Annotated in this window: 18 protein-coding genes and 1 tRNA gene; 12 read left to right on the top strand and 7 right to left on the bottom strand. The window is 69.0% G+C overall.

Features of this window, described 5'->3' with window-relative positions; translation table 11 throughout:
• Position 1 precedes the first annotated feature (1 nt).
• Entirely contained in the window at positions 2-1,780 is a 1,779-nt protein-coding gene (locus tag ACY5J6_RS08730; RefSeq protein ID WP_462846515.1) for an arginine--tRNA ligase, read from the bottom strand.
• Between the two features lie 56 nt (positions 1,781-1,836).
• On the opposite strand from ACY5J6_RS08730, the gene ACY5J6_RS08725 reads away from it, so the two are divergent.
• Complete coding sequence (locus ACY5J6_RS08725) at positions 1,837-2,877, top strand: RCC1 domain-containing protein (RefSeq protein ID WP_462844588.1); 1,041 nt, start codon at positions 1,837-1,839, stop codon at positions 2,875-2,877.
• Here the strand turns inward: ACY5J6_RS08725 and uvrC are convergent.
• A complete protein-coding gene (uvrC, locus tag ACY5J6_RS08720; RefSeq protein ID WP_462844587.1) occupies positions 2,849-4,636 on the bottom strand; it encodes an excinuclease ABC subunit UvrC in 1,788 nt (595 codons plus the stop codon). The two genes, ACY5J6_RS08725 and uvrC, sit on opposite strands and share 29 nt — an antisense overlap.
• A 14-nt stretch (positions 4,637-4,650) precedes the next feature.
• Between uvrC and ACY5J6_RS08715 the strand changes: the two genes are divergently transcribed.
• Positions 4,651-5,613, top strand: a complete 963-nt coding sequence (locus ACY5J6_RS08715; protein ID WP_462844586.1) for a dipeptidase — start codon at positions 4,651-4,653, stop codon at positions 5,611-5,613.
• Here the strand turns inward: ACY5J6_RS08715 and ACY5J6_RS08710 are convergent.
• The gene (locus tag ACY5J6_RS08710; RefSeq protein ID WP_462844585.1) at positions 5,587-6,000 is read right to left on the bottom strand and encodes a PaaI family thioesterase; all 414 of its coding nucleotides are present in this window, start codon (positions 5,998-6,000) and stop codon (positions 5,587-5,589) included. The genes ACY5J6_RS08715 and ACY5J6_RS08710 overlap by 27 nt on opposite strands.
• Before the next feature lie 21 nt (positions 6,001-6,021).
• Between ACY5J6_RS08710 and ACY5J6_RS08705 the strand changes: the two genes are divergently transcribed.
• The 3 genes from ACY5J6_RS08705 to ACY5J6_RS08695 are packed head-to-tail and all read left to right on the top strand — an operon-like array spanning position 6,022 to position 7,480.
• The gene (locus tag ACY5J6_RS08705) at positions 6,022-6,654 is read left to right on the top strand and encodes an alpha/beta fold hydrolase (RefSeq protein ID WP_462844584.1); all 633 of its coding nucleotides are present in this window, start codon (positions 6,022-6,024) and stop codon (positions 6,652-6,654) included.
• Entirely contained in the window at positions 6,651-7,013 is a 363-nt protein-coding gene (locus ACY5J6_RS08700) for an alpha/beta fold hydrolase (protein WP_462844583.1), read from the top strand. The genes ACY5J6_RS08705 and ACY5J6_RS08700 overlap by 4 nt, the downstream gene beginning before the upstream one ends.
• Positions 7,014-7,039: 26 nt before the next feature.
• Positions 7,040-7,480: a hypothetical protein gene (locus ACY5J6_RS08695; protein ID WP_462844582.1), complete on the top strand. Its 441-nt coding sequence runs from the start codon at positions 7,040-7,042 to the stop codon at positions 7,478-7,480.
• Between the two features lie 103 nt (positions 7,481-7,583).
• Here ACY5J6_RS08695 and truD read toward each other — a convergent pair whose 3' ends face one another.
• On the bottom strand, positions 7,584-8,633 hold the full coding sequence (gene truD, locus ACY5J6_RS08690) for a tRNA pseudouridine(13) synthase TruD (protein WP_462844581.1): 1,050 nt from the start codon (positions 8,631-8,633) through the stop codon (positions 7,584-7,586).
• 14 nt (positions 8,634-8,647) lie between these two features.
• Positions 8,648-10,360, bottom strand: coding sequence for a M3 family oligoendopeptidase (locus ACY5J6_RS08685; RefSeq protein ID WP_462844580.1), 1,713 nt, complete (start codon positions 10,358-10,360; stop codon positions 8,648-8,650).
• 34 nt (positions 10,361-10,394) lie between these two features.
• Between ACY5J6_RS08685 and ACY5J6_RS08680 the strand changes: the two genes are divergently transcribed.
• Positions 10,395-12,182, top strand: coding sequence for an RNB domain-containing ribonuclease (locus tag ACY5J6_RS08680; RefSeq protein ID WP_462844579.1), 1,788 nt, complete (start codon positions 10,395-10,397; stop codon positions 12,180-12,182).
• A gap of 44 nt (positions 12,183-12,226) precedes the next feature.
• Here the strand turns inward: ACY5J6_RS08680 and icd are convergent, their stop codons facing one another.
• Entirely contained in the window at positions 12,227-13,504 is a 1,278-nt protein-coding gene (icd, locus tag ACY5J6_RS08675; RefSeq protein WP_462844578.1) for an NADP-dependent isocitrate dehydrogenase, read from the bottom strand.
• A 61-nt stretch (positions 13,505-13,565) separates the two neighbouring features.
• Between icd and ACY5J6_RS08670 the strand changes: the two genes are divergently transcribed.
• From ACY5J6_RS08670 to ACY5J6_RS08645, 6 genes are all read left to right on the top strand, one after another.
• Positions 13,566-14,678 (top strand): NAD(P)/FAD-dependent oxidoreductase, encoded by a 1,113-nt coding sequence (locus ACY5J6_RS08670; protein WP_462844577.1) that lies wholly within the window; start codon positions 13,566-13,568, stop codon positions 14,676-14,678.
• A 202-nt stretch (positions 14,679-14,880) separates the two neighbouring features.
• A tRNA-Met gene (locus tag ACY5J6_RS08665) sits at positions 14,881-14,957 on the top strand.
• A gap of 82 nt (positions 14,958-15,039) precedes the next feature.
• Entirely contained in the window at positions 15,040-16,362 is a 1,323-nt protein-coding gene (gene miaB, locus ACY5J6_RS08660) for a tRNA (N6-isopentenyl adenosine(37)-C2)-methylthiotransferase MiaB (RefSeq protein ID WP_462844576.1), read from the top strand.
• Positions 16,363-16,371: 9 nt separating this feature from the next.
• Positions 16,372-16,704: a hypothetical protein gene (locus tag ACY5J6_RS08655; protein ID WP_462844575.1), complete on the top strand. Its 333-nt coding sequence runs from the start codon at positions 16,372-16,374 to the stop codon at positions 16,702-16,704.
• Positions 16,705-16,826: 122 nt separating this feature from the next.
• On the top strand, positions 16,827-17,696 hold the full coding sequence (locus tag ACY5J6_RS08650; RefSeq protein ID WP_462844574.1) for an NAD(P)/FAD-dependent oxidoreductase: 870 nt from the start codon (positions 16,827-16,829) through the stop codon (positions 17,694-17,696).
• 8 nt (positions 17,697-17,704) lie between these two features.
• Entirely contained in the window at positions 17,705-18,262 is a 558-nt protein-coding gene (locus tag ACY5J6_RS08645) for an NTP transferase domain-containing protein (RefSeq protein WP_054638099.1), read from the top strand.
• On the opposite strand, the gene lon is transcribed toward ACY5J6_RS08645, so the two are convergent.
• A complete protein-coding gene (gene lon / locus ACY5J6_RS08640; protein ID WP_462844573.1) occupies positions 18,259-20,643 on the bottom strand; it encodes an endopeptidase La in 2,385 nt (794 codons plus the stop codon). The genes ACY5J6_RS08645 and lon overlap by 4 nt on opposite strands.
• Positions 20,644-20,647: the final 4 nt, after the last annotated feature.

The raw sequence follows: 20,647 nt of genomic DNA, 5'->3' as shown, positions 1-20,647 counted from the left end.
CTTACATTACCTCGGGGGCGGGGATGCCGAGGAGGCCAAGGCCGGTCCTTAAGGTTTCCCGGAGGCTCCGCACCAGCTCCAGGCGGAGTTCCCTTAGGCCCTGGGGAGCGGTGAGGACCGGGGTGGCGGGCCGATCCCCTTCCTTGGCGTTGTAGTAGGCGTTCCAGTTTCCCGCCAGGTCCAGCAGGTACTGGGCGAGGACGTGTGGGGCTTTTTCCATGGCGGCCTCGAGGACCGCTTCCTCAAAGTCCAGAAGGGCCAGGGCCAGCTCGCGCTCGTAGGGGGTGGCCTGGCCCAGGTCCGGCCTTCCCCAGCTTCCCGCCTTGCGCAGGATGCTGCTCGCCCGGGCGTGGGCGTACTGGATGTAAGGCCCCGTGTCCCCTTCAAAGGAGAGGGCCTCCTGGTAGCGGAAGTCTATCTGCTTTTTGGGCTCGGTCTTCACCATGGCGAAGCGGATGGCCCCTAGGGCCACCATCCCCGCGGCCTCTTCCTTGTTGGGATGGCCGGGGTTTTTCTCCTCCACGATGGCCAAGGCCCGCCTCTTGGCCTCCTCCAGGACCTCGTCCACGCTCACCGAAAGGCCCTTCCTCCCCGACATCTGCTTGCCCTCCAGGAGGACCGTCTCGTAGGCTAGGTGGAAGGCGCTCTCGGCGAGCTCCGGGTGCCCCGCCAGGGCCAAGGCGGCCCGCACCAGGGCCTGGGGGTGGCTCTGCCGTACGTCTATGACGTTGATGGTCTCCTGCGCCCTGGGGGTGTAGGGCTCCCCCTCGGGGGCGCTGGTCTTGAGGCCCGGGTAGTAGGGGTTCTCGTAGGGGCGGAAGCGGAGGCCCTCTAGGAGGCCCATCTTCCAGAACTGGAAGGCGATGTCCTTGGCGTAGTAGGTGGCCGCCCCCCCGGAGCGCACCAGGACGAAGTGGGGGTCCTCGAGGCCGGGGAGGAAGGGGCTTGCGTCCATGACCAAGGCCCCGGCGTACTTTCCCTCCGTGGGGCGGAAGACGTGGGGGCTTGCCTCCAGGAGCCGAAGGGCCTTTTGCAAAAGCCCCGCCCGCACGATGTCGGACTCCCAGACCAAGAGGTCGTAGTGGGCGCCCAAGGCGTGCATGGTGGCCATCTGGGCGAGGAGGATGCGGTTCACCTCCTCCCTGAGCTCCCCCCTTTCCAGGGCGTGGAGGACCTCTTCAATGGCGGGCTGGAGCCGCTCGTACTCGGGGTCCTGGTGCAGGCGCACGTAGGCCCGGCCGGCGAAGTGGTCGTACTTCTCCTGCCCGTCCCAGGTGAGGCCGTAGTGCCTTAGGGCGAAGAGGGTCTCGGCCGCCTGGCGGCCGGTGTCGTCGATGTAGTTGAGGACCAGGACCTCCCGCCCGGCGTAGGCCAGGATGCGGGCCAGGGCGTCCCCCAGGGCGATGTTTCGCAGGTGGCCCACGTGGAGCTCCTTGTTGGGGTTCACCGAGGTGTGCTCCACCAGGACCAGGCCTTCCCGCTTGGGGAAGGGCTTCCTTTCCTTTAGGGCTTCCTCCAAGAGGGCCTTTGTGGAGAGGCGGAAGTTCAGGTACCCCCCTACGGGGATGGCCTCCTCCACGAAGGGGGGGAGTTTCAGGCGGCCCTTAAGCTCCTCGGCGATGGCCTGGGGGGGCCTTTTGAGCTCCTTGGCCAGGGCGAAGAGGGGTACCCCGTAGTCCCCGGGTTTGTCCTTGGGGGCCTTGGCCACCCGCAGGGGAAGGTCCAGGCCCATCTCCTTTAGGGCCTCGCGAAGGGCCTCTTCTAGGGCGCGGCGCACCATCAAGGGGCCATCATACCCTTAAGCGGCGCTTAGGGCACCCCGGTTAAGCTTGGGGTATGGGAAGGCGCTTGCTGGGGTTCGCTCTGGGTTGGGGCCTCGCCCTGGGCCAGGGGCTTCTTGGGGGAGGCCAGGGGCACAGCGCCGCGGTGGTAGGGGGGGCGCTTTGGGCCTGGGGTTGGGGGTACGACGGCCAGCTGGGGGACGGTTCCTTCCTCAACCGGACGAGGCCCGTCCGGGTGCTGGAAGGGGTCCTGGGGGTGGCCGTGGGGAACCTCCACACCCTGGTCCTGCTTCCCGAGGGGAAAGCGCTCGGGTTCGGGCACAACGAGAAGGGACAGCTCGGGGACGGCACCTGGGCCAGCAAGGGGAAGCCCGTGCCCCTGCCCCTCCCTGCCCGGGCCCTGGCCGCGGGCTACGCCCACAGCCTCCTCCTCGGCCCCGAGGGTCGGGTGTACGCCGCCGGGTCCAACGAGGAGGGGCAGCTTGGGGAGGCCGGAGGAAGGCCGCGAAGCCGCTTTCTCCCCGTGGAGGGCCTGCCCCCGGTGGTGGGGGTGGCCGCGGGGTACTTCCACAGCCTGGCCTGGACGGAGGGAGGGGACCTCTACGCCTGGGGCAGCAACCTCTCCGGCCAGCTGGGCACGGGCACGGTGGAGTCCAGCCCGAGGCCGGTTAAGGTCCTGGAGAGGGTGCGGCTCGCCGTGGGCGGGGGAAGCTTCAGCGCGGCCTTGCTCCAGGACGGGAGCGTTTGGGTCACAGGCCTAGACAGCGCCACCTTCCGCAAGGTGGAGGGCCTGCCCCGGGCCCGCGCCCTGGCCGCGGGCCGGGCCCACCTCCTCGTCCTCGGGGAGGACGGCCGGGTCTACGCCCTGGGGGAGAACGAGGAGGGCCAGCTTGGGGACGGCACCCGGGAGGGCCGCCTCGAGGCCCGGAGGGTGGAGGGCCTGGAGGGGGTGGTGGCGGTGGGGGCGGGGGACGCCCATAGCCTCGCCCTTCTTGCGGACGGGAGCCTTTTCGCCTGGGGGGACAACCGCTTTGGCCAGCTGGGGGACGGCACCCGGGAGGGGAGGCCTAGGCCGGTTCGGGTGCGGTTTCCCTGAGGGCCTCCTTGAGGGCCTGGGCCGCCTTCAGGCTCATTCCGGGAAGCCTGGCGAGCTCCTCCAAGGGAGCTTCCCTTAGGGCCCTAAGCCCCCCGTAGCGCTCCAAGAGGAGGCGCCGCCTTTTCTCCCCGATCCCGGGGATGCCCTGGAGGACCCGGAAAAGCTCCTCGCTCCGCCGCTTCCGGTGGTAGCGGAGGCCGTTTTGGTGGGCCTCGTCCCGGAGGTGGATGAGGAGCCCTAGGGCCGGGTGGGTGAGGGGGAGGCGGAGCTCCCGCCCTTCCGGCGTGACCAGGACCTCCTCCCCCTTGGCGAGGCCCACCAGGGGAAGCCGGAGGCCTGCCCTTTCCAAGCCCCTTGCCGCCGCCCGCACCTGGCCTAGGCCCCCGTCGATGAGGAGGAGGTCGGGGAGGGGAAGGTCCTTGAGGCTTCCCGTGTAGCGGCGGAAGACCCCTTCCTCCATGGCGGCGTAGTCGTCGTTTCCCGCCCTGAGGCGCATCCTGCGGTACTCCTGCCGCTTGGGCCTTCCCCCCTCAAAGACGGCGATGGAGAAGACCCGGGCCTGGCCTTGGAGGTGGCTCACGTCGTAGCCCTCGAGGCGCCAGGGGCGGGCGGGAAGCCCCAGGAGGTCCTGGAGGGCCTTGAGGGCGGGGTGCTCCCCCCGCCTTTCCCGGAGCTTGAGCTCCGTCTCCAGGGCAAGGCGGGCGTTCCTTTCGGCGAGTTCCAAGAGCCTCGCTTTCTCCCCCTTCTTCGGCACCCTTAGCTCCACCTTCCGCCCCGCGCGGCGCTTGAGGAGCTCGGCGAGGCTTTCCAGGTCCTCCAGGGGAAAGGGGAGGAGGACGAGGGGGGGGAGGGGGGAGGCCTCCAGGTAGTGGTCCCGGAGGAAGGCCCAGAGGATCTCCTCGTCCGTGGCCTCCTCCTTCTCCACCACGCGGCTGATGCGGCCGAGGATCCGCCCGGAGCGCACCTGGTAGAGCTGCACCACGGCGAGGGCCCCGGAGCGGGCGAGGCCCAGGAAGTCCAGGTCCCCCATCTCCGGGTCAAAGGCCTGCTGGTCCGTGGAGAAGAAGGCCCTTAGGGCCTCCATCTGGTCGCGGATCTCCGCCGCCCGCTCAAACTCAAGCCTCCTCGCCGCCTCCCGCATCTTGGCCTCGAGTTCCTGAAGGAGCCCGTCCACCCGGCCCTCGAGGACCGCCTCCACCTGGCGCACCACCTCCTGGTAGGCCTCGGGGTCCGCCTTCCCCACGCAAGGGGCGAGGCAGCGGCCCATGCTGTGGTTCAGGCAGGGGTAGCGCCTTTTCTTCATGGGGTAACCCGAGTTCTTGCGCAAGGGGAAGAGGCGGTCTATGAGGGTCTTGATGCGGCGAAGCGCCCCCGCCTCGGGGAAGGGCCCGTAGTACTTGGCCCCGTCCTCCTCCACCCGCCGCACCACGAGGAGGGTGGGGAAGGGCTCGTGGGTGAGCTTGAGGAAGGGGTAGTGCTTGTCGTCCTTGAGGAGGACGTTGTAGGGGGGGCGGTGGGCCTTGATGAGGTTGGCCTCGAGGAGGAGGGCCTCCACCTCGTCCCGGGTGGCGATGAAGTCCAGGCCCGTGGCCTCCTCGGCGATGCGCCTCGCCTTCCCCTCGGCGTGGAAGTAGCTTTTCACCCGGGCGCGGAGGCTCTTGGCCTTGCCCACGTAGAGCACCTCCTCCCCCCGCTTCCACAGGTAGACCCCGGGGGTCTCGGGGAGGGGAGGGAGGTCTTGGGCCCGCACGCCCCCCATTGTAGACTTTCCCCGTGCCTCCCTTCCTGGTGGACGCCCACCTGGACCTGGCCTGGAACGCTCGCGCCTTGGGGCGGGACCTGACCCTCCCCTTGGAGGCCCTCCGCGCCCAGGACCCCCACCCCGACACCCCCCTGGTGACCCTCCCGAGCCTTAAGGAGGCGGGGGTGGCCCTGGCCTTCGCCACCCTCTTCGTGGACCCGAGGGAAGGGGCGCAGGAGGACTGGGAGGAGGAGGTTTACGCCCAGCTCGCCCTCTACGAGGCCTGGGAGAGGCGGGGCCTCGTCAGGGTCCTGCGGGAGCGGGAGGACCTCTTGGCCCACCTGGAGCGCTTCCCCCAAGACGGCGTCCTGGGCCTCGTCCTCCTCCTGGAGGGGGCCCACGCCCTGGAAGCCCCCGAGGACCTCCGCCCCTTGCGCAAGCGGGGCCTCAGGCTCCTTTCCCTCACCTGGGCCACGCAAAACGCCTACGCCGGCGGGAACGCCGAGCCCGGCCCCCTCACGGAGAGGGGCCAGGCCCTCCTCGAGGCGATGGAGGCTTTGGGCGTGGCCCTGGACCTCTCCCACCTGGCGGAGGAGGCCGCCTGGAGGGCCCTGGAGGTCTACGGGGGCCCCGTGGCCGCCACCCACGCCAACTGCCGCGCCCTGGTGCCCTCCGAGAGGCACCTCTCCGACGGGCTCCTCCGGGCCCTGGCCCAAAGGGAGGGGGTCTTGGGCCTCGTGCCCTTCAACGCCTTTTTGGACCCCGCCTGGAAGCGGGGGATGGCGCGGCTTCCCCTGGAGGCCTTCCTCCGGCACAAGGCCCACGCCGAGGCCCTCATGGGCGGGGGGCGGGTGGGCCTGGGCACGGACTGGGACGGGGGGTTCGGCCTCGAGGCCACTCCCCAAGGCCTGGACCGGCACCGGGACCTCCGCGCCTTAGGGGACGAGGGGTTTTTGGGCGGAAACTGGCTACGCTGGCTCCTGGGCTGGTTCTAGGGGGACCACGGCCAGGGTGCAGCGGCTCGCGGCCACGAGGCGCCCCTCCTCGTCGTAGACCTTCACCTCCCAGACCTGGGTGGTGCGGCCCACGTGGAGGGGCCGGCCCACGGCCCGGATCGTCCCTTCCCGCTTCTTGCGGACGTGGTTGCAGTTGATCTCCAGCCCGAAGGCGGCGTGCCCCGGGGGGCAGTTCAGAAACCCCCCCACGCTCGCCACGCTCTCCGCCAGGGCCACCGTGGCCCCCCCGTGGAGGAAGCCGAAGGGCTGGTGGACCTTGGGGCCCACCGCAAGCTCCGCCACCACCTCCTCCTTCTCCGCCTTGAGGTAGCGAATCCCCAAAGTCCGGTCCAGGGTTTCCCGCTCCAGGAAGGCCTTGATCCCCATGCCCTGGAGTATAAAGGGGCCGTGGGCGAGATCCGGCTCTTTCCCGGCCTCCTCGCCCCCCCGGCGGGGCTGGACTTCCTCTTGGACCTCCCCTCGGAGGAGGGGCTCCACCTCGTGGCCTTCGCCGAGGGGGCCTTGGACGCGCTAAAGGTGGCCTTCCGGGAGGGGGCGAGAAGCCTCGTCCTCCTCTCCCCGGTCCTCTTCCGGGACGCGCTCCTGGCCGCGCGGCTTGGCGCCTTGCGCTTCGGCCTGGAGCGGGGCGGGGTGGAGGGGTTTGCCCGGGTGGGCCGGGCCCTCTTCTTCGGGGCCTTGAGCGTGGGGAGCGAGGAGATCTACGAGGCCTGGAGGGAGGGCCTGAGCGAGGCGGGGCTTTGGCGGTGGCTTGCGCGTCTCGAGGCCCTCGCCGACGAAAGGCGCTGGCTTAGGGGCACCGAGGCCCGGGTTCTCGTGGTCCAGGGGGCCCTGGACGCCTTCACCCCGCCCCTTCACGGGGCCAAGGTGGCCGACTTCGCCAAGGGGGAGGCCCTCCGCTTCGTGGTGGACGAGGCCGGGCACCTGGTGCCCTGGGAGGCCCAGGGGGAGGTCCGGGACCTGGTGGCGGACTTCCTCCTGGGGGAGGGGTTCCGCCCCTTGCCGGGAGGGCTCGCCTTATGAGGCGCACGGGCTACCTCCACCTCTACGGCCTGAACCTGGTCTTCGACCGGGTGGGGCGAGGCCCGGTGGTGGTCCTCCTGGCGGAGGAGGCCTCCCGTTGGCCTGAAGACCTCCCTGGGGGGTACACTTTTTACCTCCTGGACCTCCCCGGCTTTGGCCGTACCGGAGGGCCTTCCCTGGCCCCGGAGGAGATGGCCGAGTACGTGGCGGGCTTTTTGGTGATGCTGAACCTGGGCTCGCCACCCCTCCTGGTGCGGGGGGTGGGGGAGGCGGTGGGGGCGGTTTTGGCGGAGAGGGGGTATGAGGTCTTTTTGGCAGAGGATTTAAAGGCGGCGTTGCAGAGAGCCTTAGGGTTATGATAGGATACGCCCGAGAGGTGTGCGGTATGAGAAAAACCCTAATTCTTTTGGTGGCGGCCATGGGCTTGGCCTCGGCGCAGGTGTCCCTGGATACCCTAAAGCCCTCCTTGGCGGTGGTGGGCGGCACCCAGGGGTTTGGGCTGGAGGCTTCCTGGCACTGCCTCCTCTTCCAGCCCCCGGTGGGGGAGGTGCGGCCGGCCTTGGACCTGGCCTACGACGTGAACGGCAACGTGAACGGAGCCTTCCTCTTCCGTTACCTTTACCCGGTGGCCGAGGGGCTTAGGGCGGGGGCCGGGCTGGGGGTGGTCGTTCCTGGGTTTAACTTTGGCAACCTGGCCCTCTACTTCCGGGCGGACGCCGAATACGATCTGGCCTCCTCCCTGAATGTCCCGGCGTTCGTAGGCGGGGACTTGGGCCTTGCGGGGGGCAAGCTGGCGGCCCAGCTGAAGCTGGGGTTCCGTTTCTAGGGAAGCTAGGAGGGGGGACGGACGGCATCCCCCCTCTTTATTTCCCTCCGGTTTCCTTGGCTTCCCGGGGCCCCCATGCGGGTTTGGGCCAGTATGGGGGGTATCACTCCCCTTCCTCGCCCTCGAGGGCGTCCACCTCCTCTTTCATCACCTCCCTCAGGAGGCTCGTGGCGTAGCTCCCCTTGGGCAGGAAGAAGGAAAGCCAAAGCCCCTCCGGGGCCTTCTCCACCTTCCACTCCGAGAGGGGGACCCGGATGGGCCTCCGGGCGCCCCGCCTCGCCCGGAAGTCTTCCCGCTTGAGGCCGTAGCGGGCGAGGACCTCGTCCTCCATGGCCCTCGCCTCCCCTTGGGCCTCGGGGTACTTCTTGCCGAAGAGGGGGCCCGTGGCGCTGATCTCCAGCCTCAGGGCGCGCTCCGCCTCCTCCGGGCGTTCCACCAGGAACTCCCCCCCCGTGGCGTGCTTTTTGGCCCAGTCCCCGGGAACCACCCGGTCGTAAAGGCCCCGTGCCATCCTCAGGGCCACCCAGTCGTTGAAGAGGAGGCTTTGGAGGCTTCCGATGAGGAAGCGCTTGAGCCAGGGGCTTCCCCGGCCCTTCCCCTCCTTCACCAGCCCGTAGCCCCTGACCGGGTTTAACCCCCCAAGGCCGAAGCGCTGGGGGCCGTAGTAGTTGGGGACGCCCCTCTCCGCGAGGCGCCTGAGGACCGCCTCCGCCTCGGGGAGGCCCCCCTTGGGGCTACGGATGAGGACGCGGAAGCGGTTGCCCTTGAGGTGCCCCGTCCTAAGCTTGTGGGTGTGGAGGTCGGCGGCAAGAAGCCTCACGCCCCGTAGGTTCTCCAGAAGACAGAGGGCGTCCTCGTATTTCCTCGGTATGGAGAACCACTGGCGGGTTTTGGCGTGCTTGTCCTTTAGGCCCGCCACCCCGATCTCCTTCTCGGGCACCCCCACCTCGTCCCGCAGGAACTCCAAGACCTCCCGGGTGGTGCGGCCCTCCTTCTCCAGGAGGAGGTAGAGGTGCTCCCCCTCCCCCGTGGGAAGGTAGGCGGGCACCTCCTCCACCTGGAAGTCCTCGGGCTTCGCCCGGATCTCCCCCCCCACCCCGGGGAGGTCTTCCGTGAGGAAGGGGTAGCGCTCGGGGCGAAAGACCAGGTCCATCCCCCTATTCTCCCCTAAGGGAGGGCCTCAAGCCAAGACTCCAGGACGCCGAAGCCGTAGCGGAAAAAGGCCTCGGAGCCAAGCTCCACCCCGGCCTCCGCCAGGATCTCCTTGGGGCTAGCGCTCTCCCCGGCCTCGAGGACCCGGAGGTACTTGGGCACGAAGGCCTTTCCCTCCTCCCGGTACTTGCCGTAGAGGGCGAGGACCACCAAATAGCCCAGGGCGTAGCTATAGGTGTAGAAGCGGTAGTGGACGAAGTGGGGGATGCCCGCCCAGGCCGCCTGGTCCAGCTCCGTCCAGGCCACCGCCTCCCCGTAGAGCCTCGCCTGTTCCTCCTGCCAGATCCGGTGGAAGTCCTCCGGGGAGAGGGCGGCTTCTTTCCGGGCTTCCAGGCTTCTTCGCTCAAAGAGGGTGTACATCACCTGGCGGAAGAGGGTGCCGATGGCGTCCTCCACCCTCTCCGCGAGGAGGAGGGTCCTTTCCTCCCCGGAAAGCCTCTCCAGGAGGAGGTCGTCCAGGAGGATCTCGGCGAAGACGCTGGCGGTCTCGGCCAGGGGGGTGGAGGCCCCGAAGTTGAGGAGGCGCTGCTTGCGGGCGAGGTAGAAGTGCACCCCGTGCCCGAGCTCGTGGGCGAGGGTGTGGGCGCTGTCCAGGTCGTCCGTGTGGTTGAGAAGGACGTAGGGGTGGGTGGAGGGAAGCCCCCCTGAGCAGAAGGCCCCGCCCCTCTTGCCGGGCCTCGGGTAGACGTCTATCCAGCGCTTCTCAAAGAACTCCCGGGCGATTTCCGCAAGCTCGGGGGAGAAGCGGCGGAAGGCCTCCAGCACCAGGGCCTTGGCCTCCGCAAAGGGCACCTTGGGCTTCTTTCCCAAAGGTGCCAGCAGGTCTTCGCTTGGGGTCTTCTCCCGGCCGAGCCTTCCCGCCTTCCAGCGGTAGTAGCGCTCCACCAGGGGGTAGTGGGCCTTGGTGGCCTCCAGGAGAGCCTCAATCTCCCTCACCTCCACCTCGTCCCGGAGGGCCACGGGCTCCAGGGGGTGGCGGTAGCCCCTAAGGCGGAGGTCCTGGAGGTAGTCCAGGTAGACCGCATTGAAGACGGCGCTCAGCGTGGGGGCCTCGGCGAGGAGCTTCCCGTAAAGCGCCCGGTGGGCCTCGCGGCGCACCTCGGGGTCCGGGTCACGGCGGAGGGCCCGGACCTCCATCTCCGTGAGCTCCCTTTCCCCCACCCGAAAGCGGAAGCGGCCCGTGTACTCCGTGTAGAACTGGCTCCAGGCGCTCCTTCCCACCAGGGCCTTGAGGTTCAAAAGCTCCTCCTCCCTCTCCGAGAGGGTGTGGGGGGCGTAGGCCCTTTGCCTTTGCAGGAAGTGGCGGAGGTCGGATAGCCCCGGGTGGCCCAGGAGCTTCTGGAAGGCCTCCTCGGGGAGCTTCCTCAGGGCCACCTCCAGGGGCACGAGGCGGTTTCTGACCTCGGTGAAGCGGCTCCGCACCCGGTCCAGGAGGGCCTTGGCCTCGGGGTCTTGGGTGCGGGTGGCGAAGTAGAGGCTCGCGTAGTTCAAGGGCTTGTAGGCGAGCTCCAGGGCCTTCTCGTAGCGGCTTAGGAGGTCCTGGGCCTGGGCCGGGTCCAGAAGCCCCTGGGGGTCTAGGCCCTGCGCCAGGGCGAGGGCGGCCTCGAGGTCCTGGAAGATCCCAGAATCCCCGGGGCCCGAATAGAGGTCGGAGAGGTCCCACTCCACGCCCCCACTATACCCAGGCGGTATCCTGGGGGGCGTGGCCGCGCTCGTCATCTACAAAGGCAAGCCCGCCCTGGCCGAGGAGAAGGGAGGCCGCCTGGAGCTGGAGCTTCCCGGGGGCGAGAGGCAGAGGGTGCGTCCCAAGGATGTCCTCTTCCTCCACCCGGGGCCCGCCTCCCTGGACCTAAAGGTGCCCGAGGGGGAGGAGGAGGCCGCCTGGGAACTCCTAGAGGGGCAGACGGTGAGCCTTAGGGAGCTCGCCGAGCTGGTCTACGGGGCCTACACCCCGGAGGCCGCCCTGGGCGCCTACCTCCTCGCCCAGAAGGGGGAGCGCTTCGTCCTCGAGGGGGAAGGGGTCCGGGCCCGCACCCAGGCGGAGCTTCTGGCCCTACAGGAGGCGGAAAGGAGGCGGGCGGAGCGGGAACGGGCCTTCCAGGAGGCTCTAGAGCGCCTGAAGGAGGGAAGGCCCGCCCCGGAGGACCGCCCCCTCCTCGCCGAGGTGGAGGCCCTGGCCCGGGGGGAGAGGAGGGAAAGCCCCGTCCTAAAGGCCCTAAGCCTCCCCGAAACCCCCGAGGCGGCCCACGCCTTTCTCCTCCGCCTGGGCCTTTGGCAAAGGGAAAACCCCCACCCGAAAAGGCTCGGCCTTCCCCTCCAGCCCCCGGACCTCCCCGTCCCCCCTCTTCCTAAGGAGGACCGGGTGGACCTCACCCACCTTCCCGCCTTCGCCATAGACGACGAGGGAAGCCAAGACCCCGACGACGCCGTCTTCGCCGAGAAGGTGGAAGGGGGCTTCCGCCTCTTCGTCCACGTGGCCGACGTGGCCGCCCTCGTCCCCCCGAAAAGCCCCCTGGACGAGGAGGCCCTCCGCCGCGGGGCGAACCTCTACCTCCCCGAGGGGACGGTGCCCATGCTCCCCCCCGCCGTCACCGAGGCCCTCGGCCTGGGCCTAAGGGAGGTCTCCCCGGCCCTCACCTTTGAGCTTTGGGTCTCGGAGGAAGGGGAGCTTCGGGAGGAGAGGGTCTACCCCTCCTGGGTGCGGGTAAAGCGCCTCACCTACCGGGAGGCCCTGGAGGTGGAGGCCTTGAGGCCCCTGGAGGCCCTGGCGGAGGCCTTCCGGGCGAAGCGCCTCGCCGCGGGCGCCCTGGAGATCGCCCTCCCCGAGGTAAAGGTGCGGGTGGAGGGGGAGGAGGTCCGGATCACCCCCCTCCCCCCCTACCCAAGCCGGGTCTGGGTGCGGGAGGCCATGCTCCTTGCGGGCTACGCCGCGGCCCACCTGGCGGTGCGGGAGGGGCTTCCCTTCCCCTTCGCCACCCAGGAGGCCCCCACAAGGCGGGTGGGGGGGGAGGGACTCGCCGCCATGTGGGAGCAGCGGAAGGCCTTGAGGCGGGCCCAGCTCAAGGCGGTCCCCGCCCCCCACAAGGGCTTAGGCCTTCCCCTCTACGCCCAGGTGACGAGTCCCCTAAGGCGCTACCTGGACCTGGTGGCCCACCAGCAGCTCAGGGCCTGGCTCCAGGGGGAAAGGCCCCTCTCCCAGGCCGAGGTCCTGGAAAGGGTGGGGGCGGCGGAGGCGGTGGCCGACCTGGTGCGGGAGGCGGAGCGGAAGAGCAAGCTCCACTGGACCCTCCTTTACCTCATGGCGGAGGGCTACGAGGGGCCCGGCGTCCTGGTGGAAAGGCGGGGCGGGCAGGGGGTCTTCCTCCTCCCCGAGCTCGGGCTTTCCGCCCAGGTGGCCTTACCCAAGGCCCTTCCCCTCAACGCCGAGGCCCGCCTCCGCTTCCTGGAGGCGGACCTTCCGGCCCTCGAGGCCCGCTTCGCCCTGGTCTAAGCACTCCACCGCGGCGAAAGCCGCGGCGGGGGCCCCGATGCGGGCTACATGTGCTCGATCAGGGCCCGGCCGAACTCGCTGGTCTTGAGGAGGGTGGCGGGCTTCCCCTCGGCCTGGAGGAGGCGGTGGAAGTCGTAGGTGACCAGGCCCTTGGAGATGGTGCGCTCCATGGCCTGGAGGATGAGGTCCGCCGCTTCGTTCCAGCCCAGATAGCGGAGCATCATCTCCCCGGAGAGGATGACGCTAGAGGGGTTCACCTTGTCCTGGCCCGCATATTTAGGCGCGGTGCCGTGGGTGGCCTCAAAGACGGCGTGCCCGGTCTTGTAGTTGATGTTGGCCCCGGGAGCGATGCCGATCCCCCCCACCTGGGCGGCGAGGGCATCGGAGATGTAGTCCCCGTTGAGGTTCAGGGTGGCGATCACCGAGTACTCGTCGGGACGGAGGAGGATCTGCTGCAGGAAGTTGTCGGCGATGACGTCCTTGATGACGATTTCCCGGCCCGTCCTGGGGTTTTTCATCACGTGCCAAGGGCCGCCGTCCAGGGGCACGGCGCCGTACTTCTCCCGGGCGAGGGCGTAGCCCCACTCCCGGAAGGCCCCCTCGGTGAACTTCATGATGTTGCCCTTGTGGACCAGGGTGACGCTGGGGAGATCCTCCTTGATGGCGTACTCAATGGCCGCCTCCACCAGGCGCTCCGTGCCCTCCTTGGACACGGGCTTGATCCCGAGGCCCGAGGTCTCGGGGAAGCGGATCTTGGCGTAGGCCTTGGGGAACTCCCGCTTGAGGAAGTCCAGGACCTTCCTCACCTCCTCGCTCCCCGCGGGCCACTCAATCCCGGCGTAGATGTCCTCGGTGTTCTCCCGGAAGACCACCATGTTGACGAGCTCCGGGTGCTTCACCGGGCTCGGCACCCCCTGGAACCAGCGCACGGGGCGCACGCAGGCGTAGAGGTCCAGCTCCTGCCTTAGGGCCACGTTGATGGAGCGGATCCCGCCCCCCACGGGGGTGGTGAGGGGGCCCTTGATGGCCACCAGGTGCTCCCGGATGAACTCCAAGGTCTCCTCGGGAAGCCACACGGGTTCCCCGTAGACCTGGTTGGCCTTCTCCCCGGCGTAGATCTCCACCCAGGAGATCTTGCGCCTTCCCCCGTAGGCCTTCTCCACGGCGGCGTCCAGCACGGGCTTGGCCGCTCTCCAGATGTCGGGGCCGGTGCCGTCCCCCTCGATGAAGCCGATGAGGGGCCGGTCGGGTACCTGAAGGGCCCCGTCCTTGATGGTGATCTTCTCGCCTTCTTCCGGGATCCTGATGTGCCTGTAGGCCATACCTGACCTCCGGGGCCTAGCATACCCCTTCCCCCAGGGAAAAGTGTCCTAGACTTGACCTATGCCGGACATCGTCGTGGTGGGGGCGGGCATCGTGGGGGCGGCCTCGGCCTTTCGCTTGGCGGAGGGGGGCCTCGAGGTCCTCCTCCTGGAGAAGGAACCCACCTACGCCCAAGGCTCCACGGGGAAAAGCGCCGCCGGGGTGCGGGTGCAGTTCTCCGAGCCCTTGAACGTCCTCCTCTCCTACCGCTCCATCCTGGAGTACCGGGAGATCCCCGAGGCCGCCTACCGCCCCACGGGCTACCTCTTCCTGGTGCCCGAGGGCCTAGCCGAGGCCCAAGAAGAAGCCCTCAAGGTGCAGAAGGCCCTGGGGGTCCCCGTGGAGAAGCTTTCCCTGGCGGAGGCCCAGAGGAGGGTGCCCTTTAGGGAGGAGGGCCTGGCCTACGCCACCTTTGGCCCCATGGACGGGACCATAGACCCCCACGGGGCCACGGCCTATTACCTCCGGGAGGCGAGGCGGCTGGGGGCGGAGGTGCGCTTTTCGGAAGCCTTCCTCTCCGCCCGGCGGGAGGGGGGGCTTTGGCGGGTGGAGACGCCTAAGGGGCGGTACGAGGCCCCTTACCTCCTCCTCTCTACCGGGGCCTGGACGGGGGAGGTGGGGAGGCGTTTGGGCCTGGAACTCCCCGTCTTCCCGGTGCGCCGCATGGTCTTCGCCACCGCCCCCGCGCCCTTTCCCCACGCCTTTCCCCTCACCGTGGACCTCGGCACGGGCTTCTACTTCCGCTCCGAAGGCCCCCGCCTCCTCTTCGGCCGCTCCAACCCCGAGGAGCCCCCGGGCTTCCGGGAGGGGGTGGACTGGGACTGGCTTGGCCCCACCCTCGAGGCCGGCCTCGCCCGCTTCCCCTTCCTGGAAGGCCTCTCCTTAGACCGGAAGGCCAGCTGGTGGGGCTACTACGAGATGACCCCCGACCACAACCCCATCCTGGGCTTCGTGGAGGAGGGGCTTCTGGTGGCCGCGGGTTTCTCCGGGCACGGGGTGCAGCAGGCGGCCATGGTGGGTCGCCTGATGGCGGAGGAGGTGGTCTTTGGCCGGGCCCGGAGCCTGGACATAGAGCCCTTCCGCCTCCGGCGCTTCCTCGAGGGGAGGCTTCTTGAGGAGCGGGGCATCATCTGATGCCACCCCATGCTGGCTTGGGCCCGCATGTGGGCCCCGGCGCTAAGTACCCCACCGCGGCGGGGGCCCCAAAAAGCCCTCTCCTAGCCCCGTTTCGGGCCTCCCATGTCGCGAAGCCAAAGTGTGGACACTTAGGACTTCGTCGGCTTTGAGCCTTGACCCTGGGCCTTCCCTCACCTATGATGGGGGTTGCCTGGCGCTGGGCGGCGTAGCTCAGGTGGTCAGAGCACACGACTCATAATCGTGGTGTCGTGGGTTCGAGTCCCACCGCCGCCACCAAGGGCCCCGCCTTCAAGGCGGGGTTTTTCTTGCTACACTAAGGGGATGGGCCCGGGATCCCCCCGGTCGCCCTCGGAGGTGTATGCGCGCGCACATCATCACCTACGGATGCCAGATGAACGAGTACGACTCCCACCTGGTGGCCAGCGAGCTCGTGAGCCTGGGGTGGGAGCTCGTGGACTCGGTGGAGGAGGCGGATTTCGTTCTGGTGAACACCTGCGCCGTGCGGGGCAAGCCCGTGGAGAAGGTGCGCTCCCTCCTGGGAAACCTCCGCAAGGAGAAGGAAAGGCGGGGCCTCCTCATCGGCATGATGGGTTGCCTGGCCCAGCTGGACGAGGGCCAGCAGATGGCCAAGAAGTTCGGGGTGGACGTCCTTCTGGGCCCCGGGGCCTTGACCTCTCTCCCGGAGGCTTTGAAGGCGAACGAGAGGTTCTTTGACCTCACCTTCCGGGAGGACGTCCTGGACTACATTCCCCCGCCCCCCAAGGGGGCCCTTTCCGCCCACGTGACCATCATCCGCGGGTGCAACCACCACTGCACCTACTGCATCGTCCCCACCACCCGCGGCCCCGAGGTCTCCCGCCACCCCGACCTCATCCTGAGGGAGATTGAGCTTCTGAAACAGGCGGGGGTGGTGGAGGTCACCCTCCTCGGCCAGAACGTGAACTCCTACGGCAAGGACCAGCCGGGCTTCCCCTCCTTCGCCGAGCTCCTCCGCATGGTGGGCCGGATGGGCATCCCCCGGGTGCGCTTCCTCACCAGCCACCCGGTGAACTTCACCGACGACATCATTGAGGCCATCGCCGAGACCCCGGCCATCTGCCGCTACATCCACCTGCCCGTGCAGTCGGGCTCCGACCGGGTGCTCCGCCGCATGGCCCGGGAGTACCGCCGGGCGCACTACCTGGATAGGATCCGGAGGATCCGCGAGGTGCTCCCCGATGCGGTCCTTTCCACCGACATCATCGTGGGCTTCCCCGGGGAGACGGAGGAGGACTTCCAGGAGACCCTCTCCCTCTACGACGAGGTGGGGTACGACCAGGCCTACATGTTCATTTACTCGCCCCGCCCCGGCACCCCGGCCTACAAGCACTTCCAGGACCTGCCCCGGGAGGTGAAGGTGGAGCGCCTCCAGCGCCTCATTGAGAAGCAGAAGGAGTGGAGCTACCGGAGGAACCTGGAGTGGGTGGGGAAGACCGTGGAGGTCCTGGTGCGGGGCGAGGCCAAGGAGGAGGGGTATGTGCAGGGGCACGACCGGGGGAACCACCCCGTGCTCCTCCCCGCTTCCCAGGCCCCGGTGCCGGGCCTCTACCAGGTGGAGATCAAGCAGGCCACGCCCCACCTGCTCTTCGGGGAGGTGGTGGGGGCCGAGGTGCCTGCCCCCATCCCCCTGCCCGTGGCCTAGGGGGTAAGGGTGCGCCCCTTCCTTCCCCTCCTTGTGGCCTCGGCCCTATTTCTCCTGGTCCTCGCCGGCTTTCGCTTCACCGGGGTGGGCTGGGTCCTGGCCTTGGGCCTTGCGGGTCTCCTCTATGGAGGGGTGGCCCGCTGGCAGGAAAGGCTGCTCCGGCGGGGGCCCTCGAGGCCCGCCCTGGAGCGCCTGGCCATGAAGGAGGCCTGGCGGCGGGGCGGGTACCTGCTTCCCCACCACCTTTCCCCCTTTTTGCCGGAGGAGGAGGCCCGGGAGCTTTTGGAGGGCCTGCGGGAGCGGGGCCTTTGCCGGAGGGAGGGGGAGGGGTACCGCTTCTAGGGAAACCCAAGGGGTACCTGGGTGCCCGCGCTTTCGTTTCGCGACATGGGATGCCCGAATCGGGGTTGGAGGGAAGCCCTTCTGGGGCCCCCGCGAAAGCCACGGTGGGGTATTTAGGCGCCATGCGGGAGGCGGAGGTGGTGGTCCTGGGGGCCGGGGTGGCGGGGCTCACCCTAGCCCGGCTCCTCTGGGAAAGGGGGCGAAGGGTCTTGGTGGTGGCCGAGGCCCTGGGGGAGGCGAGCCGCCCCCCCGTGGCCCTGGTGAACCCCTTGCGGGGAAGGCGCTTCACCTTGGCGGAGGAGGGGGAAAGGGCCTTGGAGAGGGCCCTTGCCTTCTACGGCCGCTTCGCCGAGCTTCACCTTGGGGTCTTCCGCCCCGTCCCCGAGGCCGAGCACCCCAAGGTGGCGGGCAGGCTTTCCGGCCTCAAGCACCGCTGGGAGAGGGAGGGGGTGCTTCTGGAGGAGGCCTTCTGGCTGGAGCCCAGGCCCCTTTTAGCCCGCCTCGCCGAAGGGCTTCCCCTCCTTTGGGGGCGGGTCCTCGCCTGGGAGCCCCCGTACTTGCTCCTGGAGGGAGGCGGGCGGGTTAGGGGGGAGGTGCTGGTCTACGCCGGGGGAAGCCGTGGGGCGCACCTTTTGGGCCTCGAGGGGCGGCACATCCCGGGGCTGGTCCTCACCCTTTGGGACTACTTCCCCCGCGCGGTGAGCCACCGGGTCTACCTGGCGGGGGCCGCCCTTGGGGGAAGCTACCTGCCCCACGAGGAAAGCCCCCGCCTGCCCCCGCCCACCGAGGGGGAGGTGGAGTGGCTCCTCCAGGGGGCCGAGGCCTTGGTGGGCTACCGTCCCCGGGTGGCCTCGGCTTGGCGGGGGGTGCGCTTCCGCCTCCCCGGGCCCCACCTTTTCCCCGTGGAGGGCGGGTTCGCCATCACGGGCTTTGGTTCCACGGGCTTCCTCCACGCCCCCCTCCTTGCGGAGAGGATCGCCTCCCGGCTTTAAACTGGAGGGTGTACTCGGGCGCGGTGCTGGCAGGGGGGGCCTCGAGGCGCTTCGGGGAGGACAAGGCCCTTTTCGTCTACGAGGGGAAACCCCTTTTGGCAAGGGTCTTGGAAAGCCTTTCTGGAGCTTCCCAGCGCTTCATCGTGGCCAACCGCCCCTACCCCGGGTTTGGCGTCCCCGTCTACCCCGACCTCCTGCCGGGGGCGGATAGCCTCTCCGGCCTCCACTCGGCCCTCCGCCACGCCCGCTTCCCCTGGGTGGCGGTGGCGGCCACCGACCTGCCCTTCCTGACCCGGGAGTACTGGGACTTTCTCCACGAGAAGGCCCACTCCTCCCCCTATCCCGTGGTGGTGCCCTTTAGCCCCGAGGGGCACCTGGAGCCTCTCATGGCCTTTTACCACCGGGACTGCCTGCCCCAGGTGGAGAGGCAGATACGGGAGGGGGACTTCCTCTTAAGGCGGGTGATGGAGGTCCTGGGGGCCACCTACGTCCCCGCGGAGGAGGTGGTGGCCCGATTCGGGGAAAGGGTTTTCCTCAACGCCAACCGCAAGGAGGAGCTTCCCTAAGCCCCCGCCCCCGGCTGGGGCCTGTCGGCGGGGAGGGTGGGCGGCGGGGGAGGGAGGAGGAGAAGCCTAAGGACCTCCCCCACCTCCTCCACGAAGAGGATCTCCAGGTCCTTGAGGACCTCCTCCGGCACCTCCTTGAGCTCGGGGGCGTTCTCCTTGGGGAGGATGACCCGGTAGATCCCCGCCTGGTGGGCGGCCAAAAGCTTTTCCTTCACCCCGCCGATGGGGAGGACCTTGCCCCTTAGGGTGATCTCCCCGGTCATGGCGATGTCCATGCGCACCGGGCGGCCCGTGAGGGCGCTCGCCAGGGCGGTGGCCATGGTGATGCCCGCCGAGGGGCCGTCTTTGGGGGTGGCGCCCTCGGGCACGTGGATGTGGAGGTCGTAGTCCTTGTGGAAGCCCTCGGGGAGCCCCCACTCCTCCCGGTGGGCCCGGAGGTAGGTGAGGGCGGCGTGGGCCGACTCCTTCATCACCTCCCCCAGATTCCCGGTGAGGTTCACCTTGCCCGTGCCGGGCACCGCCACGGCCTCAATGGTGAGGAGGGTGCCCCCGTAGGGGGTCCAGGCCAGCCCTTGGGCCAGGCCCACCTGGGGCGCCCTCTCCGCCCGGTCGGGGCGGTACTTGGGCACGCCCAGGTAGGCCTCGAGGTCCTCGGCGTCCACCACCTTGACGCCTTCCCAGGGCTTTTCCAGGTAGTCCTTGGCGGCCTTCCTGGCCACCTTGGAGAGCTCCCGGTCTAGGTTCCTCACCCCGGCCTCCCGGGTGTACTCCTGGACGATGCGCTCTATGGCCCGGTCGGTGATCTCCAGCTTCCCCTCAAGCCCCGCCTCCTTCACCTGGAAGGGCCAGCGGAAGTGGCGGGCGATGGCCCGCTTTTCCTGGAGGGTGTAGCCGGGGATCTCAATGACCTCCATCCGGTCCAGGAGGGGCCTGGGGATGGTGGAGAGGGTGTTGGCGGTGGTGATGAAGAAGACCTTGGAGAGGTCGTAGGGCACGTCCAGGTAGTGGTCGGTGAAGGTGTGGTTCTGCTCGGGGTCTAGGACCTCCAGAAGGGCCGCCGCCGGGTCCCCCCGCCAGTCGGAGGAGAGCTTGTCGATCTCGTCCAGGAGGAAGACCGGGTTCACCACCCCCACCTGCTTCATCCCCTGGACGATCTTGCCGGGCAGGGCCCCGATGTAGGTGCGGCGGTGGCCCCGGATCTCCGCCTCGTCCCGCACCCCGCCCAAGGAGATGCGGTGGAACTTGCGGTTCATGCTCCGGGCGATGCTCTTGCCTAAGGAGGTCTTGCCCACCCCAGGAGGCCCCACGAAGCAGAGGATGGGGGCGTGGCCTTTCACCTCCTTCCCCTGGGTGAGCTGGCGCACCGCCAGGTACTCCAGGATGCGCTCCTTGACGTCCTTCAGGCCGTAGTGGTCCTCGTCCAGGACGCGCCGGGTGACGGAGATGTCCAAGACCTCGGGGTCGGCCTCGGTCCAGGGGACCTCCAGGAGCCAGTCCAGGTAGGTGCGGCTCACCGTGGCCTCGGGGGAGCCGGGCTGCATGCGCTCCAGGCGCTTGAGTTCCTTGAGGGCCTTTTCCTTCACGGGCTCGGGCATCCCCTTCTTTTCTATGCGCTCGCGGAGTTCCTCTATCTCCGAGAGAAAGTCCTCCCCGCCCCCGAGCTCCTTCTGGATGGCCTTCATCTGCTCCCGGAGGTAGTACTCCCTCTGGTTCTGGTCCATCTGCTCCTTGACCCGGGCGGCGATCTTCTTGTCCAGCTCAAAGCGCTCCAGGTCGCGCAGGAGGAGGGCCAGGACTTTCTTCAGGCGCTCCTCCACCTGGGGGGTTTCCAGGAGGTCCTGCTTGTCCTCCAAGGGCCAGGTGGCGTGGTGGGCCACGAGGTCCGCCAGGATGGCGGGGTCCCGGGTGCTCTTGACCGCCTCCTGCTGGTAGCGGTCCAGGCGCAGGGTCTTGTGGTTCTGCAGGTAGCGTTCAAAGGCCTCCTGCACCTCCCCCACCAGGACCCGGGCCAGGCTTGGGTCCTGGAGAGGGGGTTCGGGAAGGACCTCTCCCACGGCCCGGAGGTAGGGGGCGGCCACGTACTGGAGGAGCCTCGCCCGGCTCCTCGCCTCCACCATCACCTGCAGGGTGCCGTCGGGAAGGCGCATGGCCTGCTTGACCACGGCCAGGGTGCCCACGGCGTAGAGGTCCTCCGGGGTGGGGTCGTCCACCTCGGGGTCCTTCTGGGCCACCAGGAAGATGTACCGGTCGGCGGAGAGGGCCTCCTCCACCGCCCGCTTGCTCTTCATGCGGCCCACGTCCACCCCCGTGGTGGTGTGGGGGAGGATGACGGTGTTCCTTAAGGGCAGGACGGGCAGTTCCAGGCGCAAGACGTCCTTCATCTAC

This window comes from Thermus sp. H19.2, assembly GCF_054979525.1.
This window is presented reverse-complemented; position numbering and strand designations above follow the sequence as displayed.

Bases quoted from the DNA above. Each gene is read 5' to 3' on its own strand.
- ACY5J6_RS08730 (WP_462846515.1), bottom strand. From the start codon at position 1,780: ATGGTGCGCCGCGCCCTAGAAGAGGCCCTTCGCGAGGCCCTAAAGGAG.
- ACY5J6_RS08725 (WP_462844588.1), top strand. From the start codon at position 1,837: ATGGGAAGGCGCTTGCTGGGGTTCGCTCTGGGTTGGGGCCTCGCCCTG.
- uvrC (WP_462844587.1), bottom strand. From the start codon at position 4,636: ATGGGGGGCGTGCGGGCCCAAGACCTCCCTCCCCTCCCCGAGACCCCC.
- ACY5J6_RS08710 (WP_462844585.1), bottom strand. From the start codon at position 6,000: ATGGGGATCAAGGCCTTCCTGGAGCGGGAAACCCTGGACCGGACTTTG.
- ACY5J6_RS08700 (WP_462844583.1), top strand. From the start codon at position 6,651: ATGAGGCGCACGGGCTACCTCCACCTCTACGGCCTGAACCTGGTCTTC.
- ACY5J6_RS08695 (WP_462844582.1), top strand. From the start codon at position 7,040: ATGAGAAAAACCCTAATTCTTTTGGTGGCGGCCATGGGCTTGGCCTCG.
- truD (WP_462844581.1), bottom strand. From the start codon at position 8,633: ATGGACCTGGTCTTTCGCCCCGAGCGCTACCCCTTCCTCACGGAAGAC.
- icd (WP_462844578.1), bottom strand. From the start codon at position 13,504: ATGGCCTACAGGCACATCAGGATCCCGGAAGAAGGCGAGAAGATCACC.
- ACY5J6_RS08670 (WP_462844577.1), top strand. From the start codon at position 13,566: ATGCCGGACATCGTCGTGGTGGGGGCGGGCATCGTGGGGGCGGCCTCG.
- miaB (WP_462844576.1), top strand. From the start codon at position 15,040: ATGCGCGCGCACATCATCACCTACGGATGCCAGATGAACGAGTACGAC.
- ACY5J6_RS08650 (WP_462844574.1), top strand. From the start codon at position 16,827: ATGCGGGAGGCGGAGGTGGTGGTCCTGGGGGCCGGGGTGGCGGGGCTC.
- lon (WP_462844573.1), bottom strand. From the start codon at position 20,643: ATGAAGGACGTCTTGCGCCTGGAACTGCCCGTCCTGCCCTTAAGGAAC.